The 18,620-nt window shown below is 22.9% G+C and carries 15 protein-coding genes and 1 pseudogene; 4 read left to right on the top strand and 12 right to left on the bottom strand.

The window, feature by feature from the left end; all coding sequences use genetic code 11:
• Genes H0H38_RS01175 through rsmH form a run of 10 tightly spaced genes read right to left on the bottom strand, consistent with a single transcriptional unit; the run spans position 1 to position 11,728 of the window.
• Positions 1–714 (bottom strand): cell division protein FtsQ/DivIB, encoded by a 714-nt coding sequence (locus tag H0H38_RS01175; RefSeq protein WP_238785425.1) that lies wholly within the window; start codon positions 712–714, stop codon positions 1–3.
• Positions 715–735: 21 nt separating this feature from the next.
• Entirely contained in the window at positions 736–2,130 is a 1,395-nt protein-coding gene (murC, locus tag H0H38_RS01170; protein ID WP_185872942.1) for a UDP-N-acetylmuramate--L-alanine ligase, read from the bottom strand.
• Complete coding sequence (gene murG / locus H0H38_RS01165; protein WP_185872941.1) at positions 2,127–3,254, bottom strand: undecaprenyldiphospho-muramoylpentapeptide beta-N-acetylglucosaminyltransferase; 1,128 nt, start codon at positions 3,252–3,254, stop codon at positions 2,127–2,129. Before murG ends, murC begins: the two co-directional genes overlap by 4 nt.
• Positions 3,255–3,273: 19 nt before the next feature.
• Entirely contained in the window at positions 3,274–4,428 is a 1,155-nt protein-coding gene (locus H0H38_RS01160) for an FtsW/RodA/SpoVE family cell cycle protein (protein ID WP_185873002.1), read from the bottom strand.
• Positions 4,382–5,785 carry a UDP-N-acetylmuramoyl-L-alanine--D-glutamate ligase gene (gene murD / locus H0H38_RS01155; RefSeq protein WP_185872940.1) on the bottom strand — a complete coding sequence of 468 codons (1,404 nt, stop codon included), beginning with the start codon at positions 5,783–5,785 and terminating at the stop codon, positions 4,382–4,384. Before murD ends, H0H38_RS01160 begins: the two co-directional genes overlap by 47 nt.
• 3 nt (positions 5,786–5,788) lie before the next feature.
• On the bottom strand, positions 5,789–6,949 hold the full coding sequence (locus H0H38_RS01150; RefSeq protein WP_185872939.1) for a phospho-N-acetylmuramoyl-pentapeptide-transferase: 1,161 nt from the start codon (positions 6,947–6,949) through the stop codon (positions 5,789–5,791).
• Between the two features lie 34 nt (positions 6,950–6,983).
• The gene (locus H0H38_RS01145) at positions 6,984–8,471 is read right to left on the bottom strand and encodes a UDP-N-acetylmuramoyl-L-alanyl-D-glutamate--2,6-diaminopimelate ligase (protein WP_317168656.1); all 1,488 of its coding nucleotides are present in this window, start codon (positions 8,469–8,471) and stop codon (positions 6,984–6,986) included.
• The gene (locus H0H38_RS01140) at positions 8,468–10,507 is read right to left on the bottom strand and encodes a penicillin-binding protein (protein ID WP_238785424.1); all 2,040 of its coding nucleotides are present in this window, start codon (positions 10,505–10,507) and stop codon (positions 8,468–8,470) included. Before H0H38_RS01140 ends, H0H38_RS01145 begins: the two co-directional genes overlap by 4 nt.
• Positions 10,508–10,515: 8 nt before the next feature.
• Complete coding sequence (locus tag H0H38_RS01135) at positions 10,516–10,827, bottom strand: FtsL-like putative cell division protein (RefSeq protein WP_185872938.1); 312 nt, start codon at positions 10,825–10,827, stop codon at positions 10,516–10,518.
• A 7-nt stretch (positions 10,828–10,834) separates the two neighbouring features.
• Positions 10,835–11,728 carry a 16S rRNA (cytosine(1402)-N(4))-methyltransferase RsmH gene (gene rsmH / locus H0H38_RS01130; RefSeq protein ID WP_238785423.1) on the bottom strand — a complete coding sequence of 298 codons (894 nt, stop codon included), beginning with the start codon at positions 11,726–11,728 and terminating at the stop codon, positions 10,835–10,837.
• A 77-nt stretch (positions 11,729–11,805) separates the two neighbouring features.
• Here rsmH and tgt point away from each other — a divergent pair, with 77 nt between their 5' ends.
• Positions 11,806–12,936, top strand: coding sequence for a tRNA guanosine(34) transglycosylase Tgt (gene tgt, locus H0H38_RS01125; protein WP_185872937.1), 1,131 nt, complete (start codon positions 11,806–11,808; stop codon positions 12,934–12,936).
• Positions 12,937–12,950: 14 nt separating this feature from the next.
• Here the strand turns inward: tgt and H0H38_RS01120 are convergent, their stop codons facing one another.
• Positions 12,951–14,516, bottom strand: a complete 1,566-nt coding sequence (locus H0H38_RS01120) for a trypsin-like peptidase domain-containing protein (RefSeq protein WP_185872936.1) — start codon at positions 14,514–14,516, stop codon at positions 12,951–12,953.
• Positions 14,517–14,574: 58 nt separating this feature from the next.
• On the opposite strand from H0H38_RS01120, the gene dapF reads away from it, so the two are divergent.
• Both dapF and H0H38_RS01110 read left to right on the top strand, forming a co-directional pair.
• Positions 14,575–15,378, top strand: a complete 804-nt coding sequence (dapF, locus tag H0H38_RS01115) for a diaminopimelate epimerase (RefSeq protein WP_185872935.1) — start codon at positions 14,575–14,577, stop codon at positions 15,376–15,378.
• A 15-nt stretch (positions 15,379–15,393) separates the two neighbouring features.
• A complete protein-coding gene (locus H0H38_RS01110; RefSeq protein WP_185872934.1) occupies positions 15,394–16,494 on the top strand; it encodes a M42 family metallopeptidase in 1,101 nt (366 codons plus the stop codon).
• Here the strand turns inward: H0H38_RS01110 and H0H38_RS01105 are convergent.
• Positions 16,484–17,509 (bottom strand): redox-regulated ATPase YchF, encoded by a 1,026-nt coding sequence (locus H0H38_RS01105; RefSeq protein WP_185872933.1) that lies wholly within the window; start codon positions 17,507–17,509, stop codon positions 16,484–16,486. The genes H0H38_RS01110 and H0H38_RS01105 overlap by 11 nt on opposite strands.
• Before the next feature lie 66 nt (positions 17,510–17,575).
• Here H0H38_RS01105 and tatC point away from each other — a divergent pair.
• Positions 17,576–18,374, top strand: a pseudogene (tatC, locus tag H0H38_RS01100) (twin-arginine translocase subunit TatC).
• Positions 18,375–18,620: the final 246 nt, after the last annotated feature.

Raw genomic sequence — 18,620 nt, 5'->3', positions numbered from 1 at the left:
TTATCTTTTTTTTGCTACTACTTGATTTTTATATTGTAAATCAATTAATCGATATTGATTAATATCTATTTTATTTAGATACTGCTTGTAAAAAGCTTTCAATTTTTTCAATTTTTTTCTAAAATTTTTTAGATTTCCTAATATTATATAATGATTACCAATTTTTGGTATTAAACTAAATATATTGTCTTTTGTTTTTTTTATGCTAATAATTTGATGTTTTAATAATTCATCTGAATTTATGACATTGACTAACTTGACTAATTCTTGTTTTTCTTCTTTTGAAAATTCTCCGGTAGCTAATAATATAACTCTGGTTTTAAAATAATAAGAAGAAAGTTCTAAATATTCTGCATCCTGAGTTAGATAATGTTCTTTGTTTCCAGTTTTGATTCTCAAAATTGGTTGTTGTTCCTGAATTTTAATGTTTAAGGTCCCATCCACACTCAAAAATATTTCAGATTTTTTTATAAAAGGATAATGATTCAACTTTTTTTCCATTCTTAATATACACAATTGACCAATTTTTTTTGTTATATATCCTTTGTCTTTATCAAATAAAATATTTTTTACAATATCTTCATTAATCAAATGATCCTTATATAATGGATAAATAATAATATTTAATTTTGTAAATTTTCTATTTTTAGATGTTTGTTGAGAAAAAAAAAATAATATACTTATCAAAGTAAAATATAAAATTGTAATAAACATTCTTTTTTTTAGATTATACATCTATCCATATCGTTTGTGAAACCAATTTTTAATAGTATATACCAATGAATCAATACTTCCTGCTCCTATAGTAAGCAAAATATCAAATTGTTTTTTTTCTATTTGATTTAATAAATTACTCATATTAGAAACTTCTTTGTTTTTCATTTTTATTTTATCTAATAATTTATAAGAATTCACTCCATATAAAGGTAATTCTCTAGCGGGATAAATATCTAACAAAATTAAAATATCTAATTTTTCTAAACTTCTGGCAAAATCTTCTTCAAAAAATTTAGTTCTACTAAATAAATGAGGTTGAAATACTCCCAATATTTGTTTATTTATAAAACACTTTCTAATAGTATTAATTAACGCATTAATTTCTGTTGGATGATGAGCATAATCATCAATATAAATTTTTTCTTTAGATTGAAAATGAATAGAATATCTTCTATGAATTCCTTTAAATAACCACAAAGCTTTTCTTACTTCATTTTCTTTAAGTTTTAAATAATCTGAAATTGCTAATGCAGCTGTTATATTTTTTAAATTATGATATCCTGGAAGTGGTAATGTAAGATTTTTCCAAGTTTCTTTTGGAGTATGGAAATCAAAATACCATTTATTTTCTTTTATATAAATATGATTAGAATAATAAATTCCTTTTTCTTTTTTTAGAATAGAATAATATATTATGTTTGTTGTTATAGTTTTAGACAAACTATAATAAGATTCCTCTTTACAAAGAAATATTGTTTTATATGGATGTCGTATTCTTTGAGAAAATTTTATATATGCTTGAACTAAATTATCTTTTTTGGGATAAGTATCTACATGATCTTGATCTAAAGAAGTAATACATGCTATATTTGGATTCAAATGTAAAAATGAATGATCAAATTCATCTGCTTCTACTAAAAACATATCATTTCCATTTAAAATTAAATTAGATTGATAATTTTCAGAAATTCCTCCAAGAAAAGCAGTGATATTTTTACCTGTGATTTTCAATATATGTCCTAATAAAACACCAGTTGTAGTTTTACCATGAGTTCCTCCAATAGCTATACATATTTTATTTTTAGTAATCAAAGATAATAACTGAGATCTTTTTTGAATATTTTTTTTTCCATTTTTTTGTAAAAATATCCATTGTTTATTATTATTCTTTGTAATAGCAGGGGTATAAACAATTAAACATTGTTCAGAATAGATCCATGATGGTAATAAGTCTATATTATCATGATAAATGATTGAAATGCCTTCTTGTTCTAATTTGTGAGTTAAAAAACTTCTCGATCTATCATAACCAGAAACTTTTTTACCTATATAATTTAAATAGCTAGCTAAAGAACTCATTCCCATACCACCTATTCCTATAAAATAAAAAGCCTTAATATCATCCAAATTCATAAATCAATAATATGTGAAATTTCTTTAACAATGTTATATGTTGCTTTAGGTTTACCTAATTTTAAAATATTTTTTATCATTCTATTTTGTCTTATAGAGTCGTTTAAAAGATCTATAGTAGCATCTACTAATTTTTGTTCTATTTCTTCATTGTTTATAATTAAAGCTGCATCTTGTTCCTCCAACATTTTAGCATTTTTATTTTGATGATCATCAGATGCGAAAGGCAAAGGTATGAGTATAAAAGGTTTTCCTATTAAAGATATTTCTGATATAGTTAATCCACCAGCTCTAGATACTACAATATCTGCTGCTGAATAATAAATTCTAATATTTTCAATAAAATCCATGATAATAATATTTTTATGATAAAAATTTATATTTTTGGATATTTTTATAATATCTATTTTTCCAACTTGCCAAATAAGTTGTATATCTAAATTTATTAACTTATTTAATCCATTAATCCAAGCCATATTAATGCTATGAGCTCCTTGACTTCCACCTATAGATAAAATAATTGGTTTATTCACATTTAATCCTAAATTCAAACATGCTTGTTTTTTATCTAACAATATTTTGTGCATGATTTCAGATCTAATAGGATTTCCAGTTGTAATAATATTGTGTTTTATTTTTTTTGGAAAATTTTTTTTTGTTTCATTATAAGCAACACATATTTTTCTAGCATATCTAGAAAAAATTCTATTAGTAAATCCAGGAAATGAATTTTGTTCTTGTAGCAAAATAGGAATTTTGCATTTGTGTGCTGCATATAGTGTAGGAAAACTTACAAAACCACCTGTTCCAATTACTATATCTGGGCAAAATTTATTAAAAATTTTTTTGATTAAAAAAAAACTATAAATTAATTCCATAGATAAAATCATTCCTGATACTATAGAACAAAATTTATTTTTTCCCCCTGAAATACGAATTCCTTCAAATAAATATCCAAATTTAGGAATTTCCTGCATTTCCATATGATTTTTAGATCCAATAAACAAAATATGACTTTTTGGTACTTTAGTACTTAATTCTTCAGCTATAGCTATTCCAGGATAAATATGACCACATGTTCCTCCACTTCCAATAATTATTTTTGGTATTTTTTTTTTTTTCATTGCATTACAAGCTATTGATTTATTCTTGTTTTTGTTCAATCATTCTACTAACACTCAATATAATACCAAAACTAAAAAAAGTAACCCACATAGAAGTTCCTCCTGCACTAATAAGAGGCAGTGTTTGTCCTGTAACGGGAAATAATCCAACAGCTATTCCCATATTTACTAATGCTTGATTAATAATAGGAAATCCTACGGAAAGAACTAATAAAGTACAAAAATAATTATCTACTTTTGTAGCAATCACTATAATTCTAAATAAAATCATAATATATATGAATAATAGTATTACTCCACCAAACAATCCATATTCTTCTATAATGATTGAATAAATAAAATCAGAATAAGATTGCGGCAAAAATGCTTTTAAAACACTTTTTCCAGGACCTCTACCAAATTTTTTACCTAAAAAAATAGCTGTTTTAGATTGTTTCATTTGATAACTATTATTAGATTTTGGATCAAAAAAAGTTTCTATTCTACTAATCCAAGTATTTACTCTATTCATTGAATTTGTTTCTACTAATTTTATTACAGAATAAATATAGATACTTGCTGATAATATTACAATTATAAAAAAAATAATCAATCCTTTTAATGGATATCCACCCATAAAAAGAATCATTAAAACTGAAACAAACACAATAATTGCTGTAGATCCATTTGCAGGAAATATTAATCCAATAATTAAAAATATTGGAAATAATAAAAAAACAAAAGAGTGAAAAATATTAATTTTGTTGTTTTTTGATAAATATCTAGCACAATAAATAAAACTTACTAGTCCAGCAATACTTGAAGTTTGAAAAGATATATTGATAATGGGAATAGATAACCATCTAGAAGCGTTAACTCCATCTAATTTTTTACCTTGTATAAGAGTTAATACCAATAAAATTAAAATTATAGGAATTGCAAAGACAGACAGACGATAACAATATTTATAATTAATAAATTGAGATATAAAAAGAATTAAATAACCAATTAGTAAAAAAAAAGCATGTTTAAATAAATAATTAAAAACAGTAGTATCTCCACCATATGTATAAACTAAATTAGTACATGCGGAATAAACAGGGAGAAAAGAAAATATGGACAATAAACTGATAAAAGCCCATAAATATTTATCTCCTTTTATATGTTTTGCTAAAAAAGAATTTATTGTTTTCATCATAACAAAACAGTTTTTTAACTTCTTTTTTGAATTTTCTTCCTCTATCTATATAATTTTTAAATAGATCGATACTAGAACAAGCAGGAGAAAGAATAATATGATCTCCACTAACCGACAAAAAATATGCTATACGAACAGCTTTTCTAACATTTTGTGTTTCCAAAATAATATCAATAATATTTTTAAAATAAGTTTTAAAATTACTATTTTCTTTACCTAATAAAATAACAAATTTTACTTTTTTTTTAACTAATGTTAATAATTCTAAATAATCATTTCCTTTATCTTTTCCTCCAGCTATCCATATTATAGGATAACTTAAACTTTTTAATGCATAAAAAACAGAACTTACATTAGTAGCTTTAGAATCATTAATGAATGAAACTCCATTGATCTTCATGATAGGTTCCATACGATGTTCTATTGGTTTCATTCCTAAGATAGTAGAAGTTATAGATTGATTAGTAACATTTAAAAAACTAGAGGCTAATATACTAGCTAAAATATTGTAAATAATATGATCTCCTATTAAAGGTATATTTCGTAGTTCTAATATATGGGACTCTTTGTAATTTGGATTTCTAATGAAAATAGAATTGTTTTTTATATATGCTCCTAACGATAATTCCTTTTGTATAGAAAAAGGAATACAGTGAGATTTAATGGAAAAATTTTTCATTTCTTCTCTAATAATAGGATCATCATAATTATAAATAAATATATCTTTACTTTTTTGCAATGTTGCTATTCTAAATTTAGAAAAAATATAATTTTTTATATTAGAATATATATTTAAATGATCTCTAGTTATATTTAATAATACTGCAATATTAGAACGAAATTTGGAACAATCATCTAATTGAAAACTGCTTAATTCTAATACATAAATTTTTTTTTTTTTCAAAACTTCTTTTGCAAAACTTTTTCCTATATTTCCTGCTATTCCAACTTGCATACCTTCTTGTTTAAGTATTTTATAAATCATCATTGATGTAGTAGTTTTTCCATTTGTACCAGTAATACTAATTATATAAGAATCTTGGTTATAATTTTTTCCAAATTCTACTTCCGACATCATAGGAATTCCATAATGATTTATTTTTTTGATAATTCTATCATTTGTTGAAAGTCCTGGACTTTTTATAATTTTATTAGATTTATTTAAAATTATACTTTCCGTGTGTTTGTTTTCTTCAAAAGAAATTTTATTTTTTAATAAAATTGTTTTGTTATTATGAGAAATACAACCTGAATCAGATACAAAGATTTTAAATCCCATTTTTTTAGCTAACAATGCCGCTCCTACTCCACTTTCCCCACCACCTAATATCACTATTAATTGTTTGTTATTCATTATTTATTGCGCATTAATTAAATAAAAAATTATTAAAGAAGATAGTATAATTTGTATTATACAAAAACGATTAACTATTTTATTTTCGTGATAACCTAATTTTTGAAAATGATGATGAATAGGAGACATCAAAAAAATTCTTTTTTCAATTCCATACATTGTTTTATAAAATTTGAAAAACAATACTTGTATCACTACAGAAATATTTTCAACAAAGAAAATTCCAAATATTACAGGAAATAATAATTCTTTTCTTAAAAAAATTGATATTACTGCTAGTACACTTCCTATAGTCAAACTTCCTGTATCTCCCATAAATATTTGAGCTGGATATGCATTATACCAATAAAATCCAATTAACGCACCTAAAAGAGAAATAGAAAATATCATAATTTCTTCTATATTTGTAATACACATAAAATGAGAATGTTTGTGATAAAATTTATGACTTGAAAAACAAGTAAATAAAAATAAAGTAATTACAATTATAGAAGAAACTCCAGATGTTAATCCATCTAGTCCATCAGATAAATTAGCACTATTAGACATAAATACAATTAATAACATAATAATAGGCACAAAAATTATCCAAGTATATTTATACCATGTTTTATTGTAATAAGTCATAATAGAAGTATAATCTAATTCATCATTACGAAAAAAAATAGGACAAGTTGTTTTCAAACAATGTATTTTTTTAGTACTATTATCATTAGTATAGTTATTAATAATATTCACTTTTGCATTGTCAATTATAGTAATGTTTCTATTAAAATACATTGTACAACCTATAAATATTCCTAATATTAATTGACCCAATATTTTAAAAATTCCATTTAATCCTTTTTTATTATATTTTATTTTGATATAATCATCAATGACACCTATAGCCCCCATCCATAATGTTGTACTTATAAGCATAAGTACATATATATTATTCAATTGAGAAAAAAAAAATGTTGGAATTAATGTAGAAATGATAATACTAATTCCACCAAATGTTGGAGTTCCTTCTTTTTTTCTTTGCCCACAAAGACCAAGATTTCTTATTTTGTCTGCTATAATATTATGCTTTTTGATATTACAATAAATTATGGCTTTATTAGATAATAATGATATAATAATTGATAATATAAAAGATATTAATAAACAGTATAAAGACATAACATAAATATTATTAAAATAACTAATTAAGTAATTAATGAGTTATTTTTTTATTAAAAAATTTTTTAACTACAATCATATCATTAAATGGATAACGAGTCCCTTGAATTTCTTGATAATTTTCATGCCCTTTTCCTAAAATCAGAATGATATCTTTTGCTTTTGCCATTTTAATTGCAGATTTAATAGCTTTTTCTCTATCTACTATTGTGAGTAAAACTTTTTTTGTAGTAAACAATATAAATTTTTTCATATCATATAGTATTTCTTCTGGATCCTCATTTCTAGGATTATCTGAAGTAAAAATTGATATATCACAAATATTATAAACTATTTGGCCCATTAAAGGACGTTTTGTTTTATCTCTATTTCCTCCACATCCTATAATACATAACAATTTTGATGTTTGGGATTTTAAATTATTCACAGATATTAACAAATTTTTTAATCCATCTGGATTATGAGCATAATCTACTATTATACGAACTCCATAAGAAGTAATAAATTGTTCACAACGTCCTTTTATTGGTATAATATTTTTTAAGTTTTTTAAAATGATAATTTTTTTTTTGTCATCCAATAGTATAGTAGCTGTTATATAACTTGCTAAAAGATTATATACATTAAATTTTCCAATTAAAGGAAACATGAATTTATATCCATTAATCATTAATAAATGTCCATTAAAAGTCTGATGAATGATTTTAATTTTGCAATTATATTGATGTATAATTCCATACAAATATAACTTAGCTAATAAATTTTGCGTCATTATATGTGAATATTGATCATCAGCATTAATTAATGCAAAAGAATGTCTTGTTAAAAATTTTTCAAAAAAAGTTTTTTTAATAGAGATATAATGATTAAACGATTTATGATAATCTAAATGATCATGTGTAATATTAGTCAATATTCCACCAAAAAAAAATAATCCATTAATTCTATTTTGATGAATGCCATGTGAACTAACTTCCATAAATGCATATTTACATCCTTTTTTAATGGATAAATTTAAATATTTATTAATATCAATAATATTAGGAGTAGTATGTATAGTGTCCAATTGTTTATTTAATATTATAATAGCTATTGTAGAAATTAGTAATGGTTTTTCTTCAAGATGATAAAATAATTGATAAAGAATAGATGATACTGTTGTTTTCCCATTAGTTCCTGTAATTCCTATTAATTTTATTTTTTTTGTTGGATTATCATAATAATTAGAAGCAATCTTTCCTAAAATATCTATGGAATTTTTTACTAATACATAAGTAATTTTATGATGAATAATACAATATATCGGAATTTTTTCACAAATTATAACAGTAGCTCCTTTTTTTATTGATTCTTCTATAAAATCATGTCCATCTTTTGTTTGGCCTTTATAAGCTATAAACATCATATTAGATTGAATAGATTTTGAATCTGTAGAAATGCCTTTTATTAATTTATTATTAGTTCCTATAATTTTTAACACAGGAATATCTTGTAATATAAATTTTAATGATTTGTTCATCATTCTTCTAATTTCAAAAATATCTTTTGATTTTTTTTAAATTTGCTTCCCGGTTTGATAGATTGATAAAGCACTTTTCCAACTCCTGAATATTCTACTTTCAATCCATAATTTTCCAATATTGGAATAATTTCTTTTCCAGGTATTGAGATAATATTTGGTATAATATTTTTATTAAATAAATATATTTTTGATATTTTAAATTCTTTCAAAGAATCCATAATAATATTCTTGTTGGTAATATAATTATTATATTTATTACCATTTTGTAGTACTATTATTGGATAAATGGATTGTACAATATTATCAAATACTGGAACAGCAACTTCTATTCCGTAGTATCCAGTTTTTGGTTTTGAAATAACAACAATACAAGAATATTTTGGATTTTTTGAAGGAAAATATCCAACAAAAGAACTATTGTAAGTTAACGGTTGTTTTTTAATCCAATAATTTAATTGTGTAGTTCCAGTTTTTCCCGCATATGGATATTTTGGATTGTAATATTTTTTTGCTGTTCCATGTTTTACAACTCCTTCTAACATATTTTGAATTTTTTTTATAGAAGATTCTTTTGCTATAGAAGGATTAATAACTATTGGAGTCGTATATTTTTTAAGACTTTTACCACGATACTTTATTTCTCTAATAAAAATAGGTTTAATCATTTTACCTTGATTTGCAATAGCATTATAAAAAGTAATAATTTGTAAAGGAGTTAATTTTAAATTATATCCAAAAGTCATCCATGGAAGTGTAATACTACTCCAATTTTTGTCTCCAGGTTTTGGAATAATGGGATAACTTTCTCCTGGAATATCTATTCCTATTTTTTTATTTAAATTCCATTCAAACAAATATTTTAAAAATCTTTCAGGATGTTCCTTATAATTATTATAAATAATTTTGGCAATTCCAACATTTGATGAATTTTCTAAAATTTGTTGTGGACTGATTTCTTTAATTACTTTATTTTTAAAAAGTATATTATTATCTCTTATTTCTTTTCCTTTTAATTTGAAAACTCCATTATTAATTTTTATCATTTCATTTGTGTCTATTGTTTTATCTTCTAAAGCTACTAATATTGAAATAGTTTTAAAAGTAGAACCTGGTTCACTACCTTCCCATACAGCAAAATTTCTAACATCTTCATAAGTATTATTTTTAGTTATTTCTAAATTGATCATTGCTCTAATTTTGCCACTTTTCACTTCCATTAAAATAACACATCCATGATCTGCACGTGATTTATATAATTCTTTAATTAAAGCATGATATGCTATATCTTGTAAATATATATCTATAGTCGAATAAACATCTTTTCCATCTTCTGGTTCTACTGCATTTTTATAATATAATGGTTTCCATATATTTGCACTTATACGTTGTTCTAAACGTTTACCATCTTTTCCTTTTAAGTATTTGCTAAATGCTCCTTCTAATCCAGCTTTTCCTCTATGATCATCATATCCTAAAGTTCTTTTGCCAATATTTTCTAGTGTATGCACTCTATACATCTTATTTTCTACAATAAACCCACCTTTTATTTTTCCTTTATTAAAAATTGGAAAACTTTGCAAAAGTTTAAAATTAGCATAATCTAAATTTTTTGCTAACAAATAATATCTGTTGCCAATTTTTTTTTCATATTTAAACTTATAATAAAAAAATGATTTTGGTTTTTTAAAAAATGATGATAAAGAATTGCACAAGGCAGAAAGATTTTGTTCAAAAACTTGATCTGAAATAGATTTAAAATCAATATGTACGTCATATCGTATAATCGACATAGCTAAAATACTTTTATCTGTTGCATATATATTTCCACGTTTAGCTTTTATTAAATTGATTCTAATTGTATTATTTATCAAAGATTGTTTATAATGATCTGAAGAATGTTGAATGTGAAATAAATTAAAAATAATTAATATAGAAATAGAAATAAAAAATAAACTAATTATATAAGATTTATATAACAAAAAATATCTTTTTTTATTTTTGATTGTAGTTATACTACTATTACTATATTGTTTCATATATAATTTTATTTTTCATCTTTTAAAATCACCTCATATGGAGGGTATTCCAAATTTTTTAATCCTGTTGATTGCAATAATGTTTTTAATACAGATAATAATTTTATCTTAATATATCTACTTTGTATAGATGCATATTCAGATTTTAATTCTTTAATTTCTTCATTAATTTTAGTTATTTTTCTTATTTCTTGATCCATTATATGAGAACTAGTAATACTGATTAAAGATAAAAATGTAATGAAAACAATAAAATTCCAATTATGATAAGATTGTTTTTCTACTAAAAACTTTCCTTTTAAAATATCTTGAATTTTCATAAAAAACTTATATTTTTTCTGCTACTCTTAACTTTGCACTCCTAGATTTTGGATTACATTTCATTTCTTCTATATTTGGTGTTATTACTTTATTATGAATCATTTTAAATGGTGGTATAATATTATTGATTTTTATATTATTTAATTTTCCTTGTTTAATAAAATATTTAATAATTCTATCTTCTATAGAATGATATGATATAAACGAAATTCTACCTCCAGGCAATATAATATTAGAAGATTCTATAAGAAGAGTTTGTAAACATTGAATTTCGTTATTTACTTCTATTCTTATAGCCTGAAACAATTTTGATAAAAATCTTTTTCTTTGATGAAAAGAAGATTTTTTTAAAAAAAATAAATTTATTAAATCATATGTAGTTATAATAGGTTGTTTTAAACGAAACTTTAATATTTTTTTCACAATTTTCATTGGATTATTAAATTCACCATATTTAGAAAATATATAAAATAATTTTTTTTCTGAAGATTTATTAATAACATCTAAAGCTGAATAATGAATTGTTTGATTCATTCTCATATCTAAAATTCCGTTCACCTGATGTGAAAATCCTCTAGATGGATTATTGAGTTGAAAAGAAGAAAACCCTAAATCTACTAATAATCCTGATATTTTATTTATATTAATTTTTTTTAAAATTTGTTTAATATTTATAAAATTATCATGAAATAAATGAAGTCTTTTATCTTTAATAAAATTATTTTTTATAGATTCATTATCTTGATCTAAAGCAATTAAAATTGATTGTGTATCTAATTGTTTTAATATTTCTAATGAATGTCCTCCACATCCAAATGTAGCATCTACATAAATTCCGTTTTTATTTGTAATTAGTAATTTGACGCTTTCTTGTAACATAACTGGGTTATGATAAAACAAATTTTTATTTTTTTTTGAAAATTCCTTTTTTTCAATTATTGTATTTATAATTTTAAATTATTATTTATCATTTAAGAATGAAATTCAATTTAATCAAAAAGGATAAATTTACTAAAAGTAGAGTAGGAATTTTAATAACTGATCATGGTAGTATGGAAACTCCAATTTTTATGCCAGTTGCAACAAAAGGAGCAATTCAATGTGTTTCTAAACATGAATTAGAAAAAATCGGTTATAAAATGATTCTTGGAAATGCATATCATCTATTTTTTTATCCTGGAGTTGAAGTTTTACATAAAATTAAAGGACTTCATTCTTTTATGAATTGGCATCAATCAATTCTAACAGATAGTGGAGGATTTCAAATTTTTTCTATGAAAAAATTAAATAAAATAACTGAAGAAGGAGTACAATTTAAATCTATTTTTAATGGGAGCCTTCATTTTTTTTATCCAGAAAAATCTATGAAAATTCAACGTATAATAGGTGGAGATTTAATCATGGCGTTTGATGATTGTCCACCATATCCTTGTAGTTATATAGAAGCAAAAAAGTCTTTAATACGAACACATTTATGGTTAAAAAAATGTGCTAATTATTTAAAAAATAATCCAGAAATATATAATCATAAACAAAGTTTATTTCCTATTGTCCATGGGAGCGTATATCCCGATTTAAGAAAATCTTCAGTGGAAACCGTTAGTTTAATACAAGAATATGATGGATATGCTATAGGTGGATTAAGTCTGGGAGAAAAAAAAGAAGACACGCAATATATTATAAATATAATAACTGATCAACTACCTGAAAACAAACCTAGATATTTAATGGGGGTTGGAAATCCTTCAGATATTTTAGAAGCTATTTCTCTGGGAATAGATATGTTTGATTGTGTCATTCCTACAAGAAATGGAAGACATGGTTTATTATTTACTTGGAAAGGTATTTTAAATATAAAAAATAGTAAATGGAAAAAAGATTTTTCTTGTTTAGATGAATTTGGAACTTCTTATGTAGATAAAACATATAGTAAATCTTATGTAAGACATCTTTTTTATTCTAAAGAAAATTTAGCTCAACAAATTGCTACTATACATAATCTTAATTTTTATTTTCATCTTATGAAAACAGCAAGAGAAAAAATATTAAAAAATACTTTTGTACATTGGAAAAAATCAATTATTCCAATATTAATGCACCGTTTATAATTATAAAATTAATATTACTTAAAACTAGCTATATATATATCTCCATTTGATTTAATAGCTTTTATTGTAACATATCTATCATATCTCTCATATTTTTTTAAAAAATTATCTACATCTTTAGGATTTTTGATTTTTTTACCATTAATAGATATTATAATGTCACCTACATCTATTCCAAGTTCATTCAACTTACCATTTTTCTTCAAATTTATAACTTTAATTCCATAATTTAGTCTATAAGTTTTTTTATCTTTTATTTCTAATTTTTTAAAAGTACCTCCTAAGAATAAAGAAGAGGATTGTTTGATATTATTATGTTGTATTTGTGGTTGTGGATCCTGATCCTCCTCATCATTTTGTGACTCTTTTAAAATAAGATCACAATCCATTATATGTTCTGTTCTTAAAAATGTTATTTTTAATTTATCTCCAGGAGATTTTGTCCCTATAATCATTGATAAATCAGATATATTTTGAATAGGATATCCATTGATACTTTTAATAATATCTCCTATTTTTAATCCAGCATAATAAGCCCCACTTTTATTATATATTTTTTCAATTAATAATCCTGATTTAGGTTTTATCTTATCATAAGATTCTAATTTAGATAATTCAATTCCTTTAATTCCTAGACATGCACGTTTAACTACACCATATTTTTTAATATCTTGGACCACTTTGATTACTATATTTGAAGGTGCTGCAAAACTATATCCTATATAATTTCCAGAATTAGACGAAATTGCTGTATTAATACCTATTAATTCACCATTTGTATTTACTAATGCTCCGCCACTATTCCCAGGATTGACTGCTGCATCAGTTTGAAAAAAAGATTCTATAGGTGATAAATTTTTATTTCCTTCTCTTAAAATTCCTAAATTCCGATTTTTTGCACTTATTATTCCTGCAGTAACGGTAGAATTTAAATCAAAAGGATTTCCAATTGCTAAAACCCATTCACCAACTTGTACTTTATTAGAATCTGAAAAAGAAATAAATGGTAATCCTTTTTCATTAATTTTTAACAAAGCAATATCTGTACTAGAATCTTTTCCTATTAATTTAGCGTTATAAGATCTTTGATCATTTAATGTAACTTCTATTTTATTAGCATTTTGAATTACATGATAATTAGTTACTATGTATCCATCAGAAGATATTATAACACCGGACCCATGAATACCTTGCCATTCTTCTTCTTCTTCTTCTATTTTCTTATTATAAACTATATTTTTTAATTTTAATCCTATACTATGTTTTCTATATCTATAATGATCTGGAAATCCAAAAAATAAATCAAATGGATCAAAATTCAATTTTTCATTGGATCCATAATCTTTATAATAATTTTTAATATTTACTACTGTATTAATAGTTTTGTTAACCACTTTAGTAAAATCTGGTAATCCATGATTATAACTACTGATTAACATAGGATTATTCCATCTAAATGGATATGCAGTATTATAAAGAAAATTAGATTCATTTTGTTGTGTATATTTTTTATATGTAGTCATAGTTATTATGGAACTCATAATACTACTAAGGATAACATAAAAAATTATTTTCTTCATAATATTATATAATATATTCTATATTCTGCAAATATGCATTTTTTTATAAACAATATGTATGAAAATAAATTTTTTTAAATATCAAGGGACTGGAAATGATTTTATTATTATTGATTGTAGATATCACATTATTCCATATAATAATATAAATTTTTTAAAAAAATTATGTAATAGACATTTTGGTATTGGAGCAGATGGAATTATATTAATTACAGACGATAAAAAAAATTCAAAGAATGATTTTTATATGAAGTATTATAATTCTGATGGAAAAGAAAGTACTATGTGTGGAAATGGAGGTCGTTGTGCAATATTGTTTGCAAAACATATGGAAATATCACAACAAAATATGATTAGTTTTAGAGCTATAGATGGTCAACATTATGGAACAATTTTAAAAAATCATTTAGTATCTATACAAATGCTTAATATTGATTCAAATACAATTAAAATAAATACAAAATATATATTTTTAAATACAGGTTCACCTCATCATATTATTTTTGTAAAAGATATAAAGAATATAGATGTTAATCAATGTGGAAAAAAAATACAATTTAAAAATGAATATTTAGAAGAAGGAGTAAATGTTAATTTTGTACAATTATTAAAAAATAATGAACTTATCATACGAACTTATGAACGAGGAATTGAACATGAAACTCTTTCATGTGGAACAGGAGTTGTTGCATCTGTTATTGCCTCATATAAAATGAATAAAATCAATGTTACAAAAAAAATTTTAACTTATACTAATGGAGGAAAATTGTGGGTTTCATTTATTGCAATTAACAATAAATATAAAGAAATTTATTTAACAGGATCAACTAAATTAATTTTTAAAGGATTAATTAATATTTAAAACATTTTAGATAATATGGATAAAAATTATTGTTACAATATTAACGAAGAAGATATTAAATTTTTACAAAAATATTTAAATAGTGTTTCTCCATCTGGAGATGAAAGTGAAAGTCAAAATATATGGACAAATTATATAAAACATTATGTGAATAAAATACAAACAGATTTATATGGAACGGTTGTTGGTATACTCAATCCTAATAATTCTCCATATAAATTAATTATTGAAGCACATGTTGATGAAATTTCTTGGTATGTTAATTACATTTCTGATAATGGAATTATATATGTTTCTAGAAATGGAGGAATAGATCATCAAATTGCTATATCTAAAAAAATTGTTATTCATACAAAACAAGGATTAAAATATGGAGTGTTTGGATGGCCTGCAATTCATACTAGAAAAACTTTCTCAGAAGATAAATATCCAAATGTAGATAATATTTTTATTGATGTTGGAGCTTCTGATAAAAAAGAAGTAGAAAATATGGGAATACATGTTGGATGCTTAATTACTTATCCTGATCAGTTTTTTATTCTTAATAAAAATTATTTTGTTTGTAGATCATTAGATAATAAAATAGGAGGTTTTATCATTGCACAAGTATTGAAAAAAATAGTCAAAGATAAAATAAATTTAAAATTTGGATTATACGTTGTAAATTCTGTTCAAGAAGAAGTGGGATTAAAAGGAGCAAAAATAATTTCTAATATATTAAATCCTAATATTGTTATTGTTACTGATGTAACTCATGATACGTCTACTCCTATGATTGATAAAAAAATTCATGGTAATGTTAAATGTGGAAGTGGTCCAGTTATTGTCTATTCTACATCTATACAAAAATATTTGAGAGAATTATTAATAAATACAGCTAATAAAAATAAATTATCTTTTCAACGTTTAGTAACATCTATCAATACTGGAACAGATACAGATGCATTTGCATATTCTAATAAAGGTGTTTCATCAGCTTTGATTTCTATTCCCCTTAAATATATGCATACTACTGTTGAAATGGTTCATAGAAATGATGTTGAACAAACAGTACAATTAATATTTGAAACTATTAAAGAAATTAATAATGATGAAAAAAAATTTTTTATTTATTAAATTTAAATTTAATAATATCTCCATCTTTAATGAGATAATTTTTTCCAACTACTAATTTTTTTCCAGCTTCTTTTACTTTTTCTTCTGATTTATATTTAATAAAATCATTATAATGAATTACTTCAGCACAAATAAATCCTTTTTTTAAATCTGTATGAATTTTAGAAGAAGCTAGATAACTAGTCCAATTATTTGGAATAGACCAAGAACGTATTTCGTTTTTTCCTATTGTAAAAAAGCATTTTAAGTTGAATAACTTATATACCATATTAATAATTTCACCAATTTTTGATTTGTATAAATATTTTTTTTTCTCATCTAAAGATAAAATAAAAAATGGAGCTTTTTCTTTTTCAGTGAGTTCTTGTAAAGAACTAATATTATAATCTTCATGTTTTTGATTTGTATTTGCTACATAAATCACTGGTTTAAGTGTTAATAAATGTAAATCTTGTATATAATCAATTTCATTTTCTGTTAATGGACACATTCTTATATTTTTTCCCTGTTTTAAAAACACATGAATTTTATTTAAAGTATCCAACATATCTTGTTTATATAATTTTTTATTTATTTTTAATAATCTATTAATTTTATTTTCTATTGTTTCTAAATCTTTTAATTGTAATTCTATATCTACAATTTCTTTATCTCTTATTGGATTAATATTATTTTCTACATGAATAATTTTGATATCTTTAAAACATCTAATGATATGAATAATAACATTTGTTTCTCTAATATTAGATAAAAATTTATTTCCTAATCCATTACCTTCATGTGATCCTTCTATTAATCCTGCAATATCTACTAATTGAATTTCAGATGGAATTATTTTAATAGAATTAATAAGCATTTTTAAGTTTATTAATCTTGTATCTGGAACTATTGTATATCCATAATTTGGTTCAATAGTGCAAAAAGGAAAATTGGCTGATCTAGCTTTAGAATTAGAAATAAAATTAAAAAACGTTGATTTTCCTACATTAGGTAATCCAACAATTCCACATTTCATATAATTAATTTATTTTGTATTTCTTTATTTAATTTATATTAAAAAAAAGCATATATAAAAAAAAATATGAAAGAAAAAATACTGCCTGTGTGGAGACATATTGAAGAATTAAGAAAACATATAATACGTAGTCTTATTGCAATTGTGATTGCAACAATTATTCTTATGCAGAATAAATATTTTATATTTGATTATATACTTTTTGGTCCTGTTAAAAACAATTTTTTTACTTATAGAATTATTTCTAAATTATCATTTTTTTTTTCATACTCCAATTTATTCAATGTTTTCAGAAAAACATTTAGAAATACAAAATAGATCAATTTTTGGTCAATTTAATATTTATATATGGGCTTGTTTATGGGGGGGGGTTATATTATCCTTTCCGTACATATTTTATGAATTTTGGATGTTTATATGTCCTGCATTATCTAACCAAGAAAAAAAATATACTCAAAATATTTTAATCATTGCATCATTATTATTTTTATTTGGTATATGTTTCGGTTATTTTGTATTATTTCCTTTTATTATTTTTTTTGGCACAAACTTTCAAATTAGTTCTATACCTAAAAATATATTTGATTTATCCGATTATATATCATTAATAATAAACACAATATTATCTATGGGTATAACATTTCTTTTTCCATTATTTATATATATGTTAACGAAATTAGAATTACTTTCTAATATTTTTTTAACAAAATATAAAAAACATGCTTTTTTAATTATTTTAATTTTTTCATCGGCAATTACACCAGGAGATCTAATAAGTACAATAATTGTTTTAATTCCATTATTAATTTTATATCAAATTAGTATTTATATATCTAAATATTTTTCTACTACAAAAAAAAACTAAATAGCAATATCCAAATTAGTGTTTTTTGATTTTTTTAGTTTTTAAATTGTTTTGTCTAGCTTTTGTAGTAGTAAGAACTGTATGTTTTTTATTTTTTTTGTTTAGCTTTTTTTTGTTGATATTTTTTTTGTTTAGCTTTTTTTTGTTGATATTTTTTTTGTTTAGCTTTTTTTTGTTGATATTTTTTTTGTTTAGCTTTTTTTTGTTGATATTTTTTTTGTTTAGCTTTTTTTTGTTGATATTTTT

Origin of the sequence: Blattabacterium cuenoti, from assembly GCF_014252355.1 — a bacterium.
Lineage (GTDB): Bacteria > Bacteroidota > Bacteroidia > Flavobacteriales > Blattabacteriaceae > Blattabacterium > Blattabacterium cuenoti_AD.
Note: the sequence above shows the minus strand (reverse complement) of the source record. Positions and strands in the feature narration are given on the sequence as shown.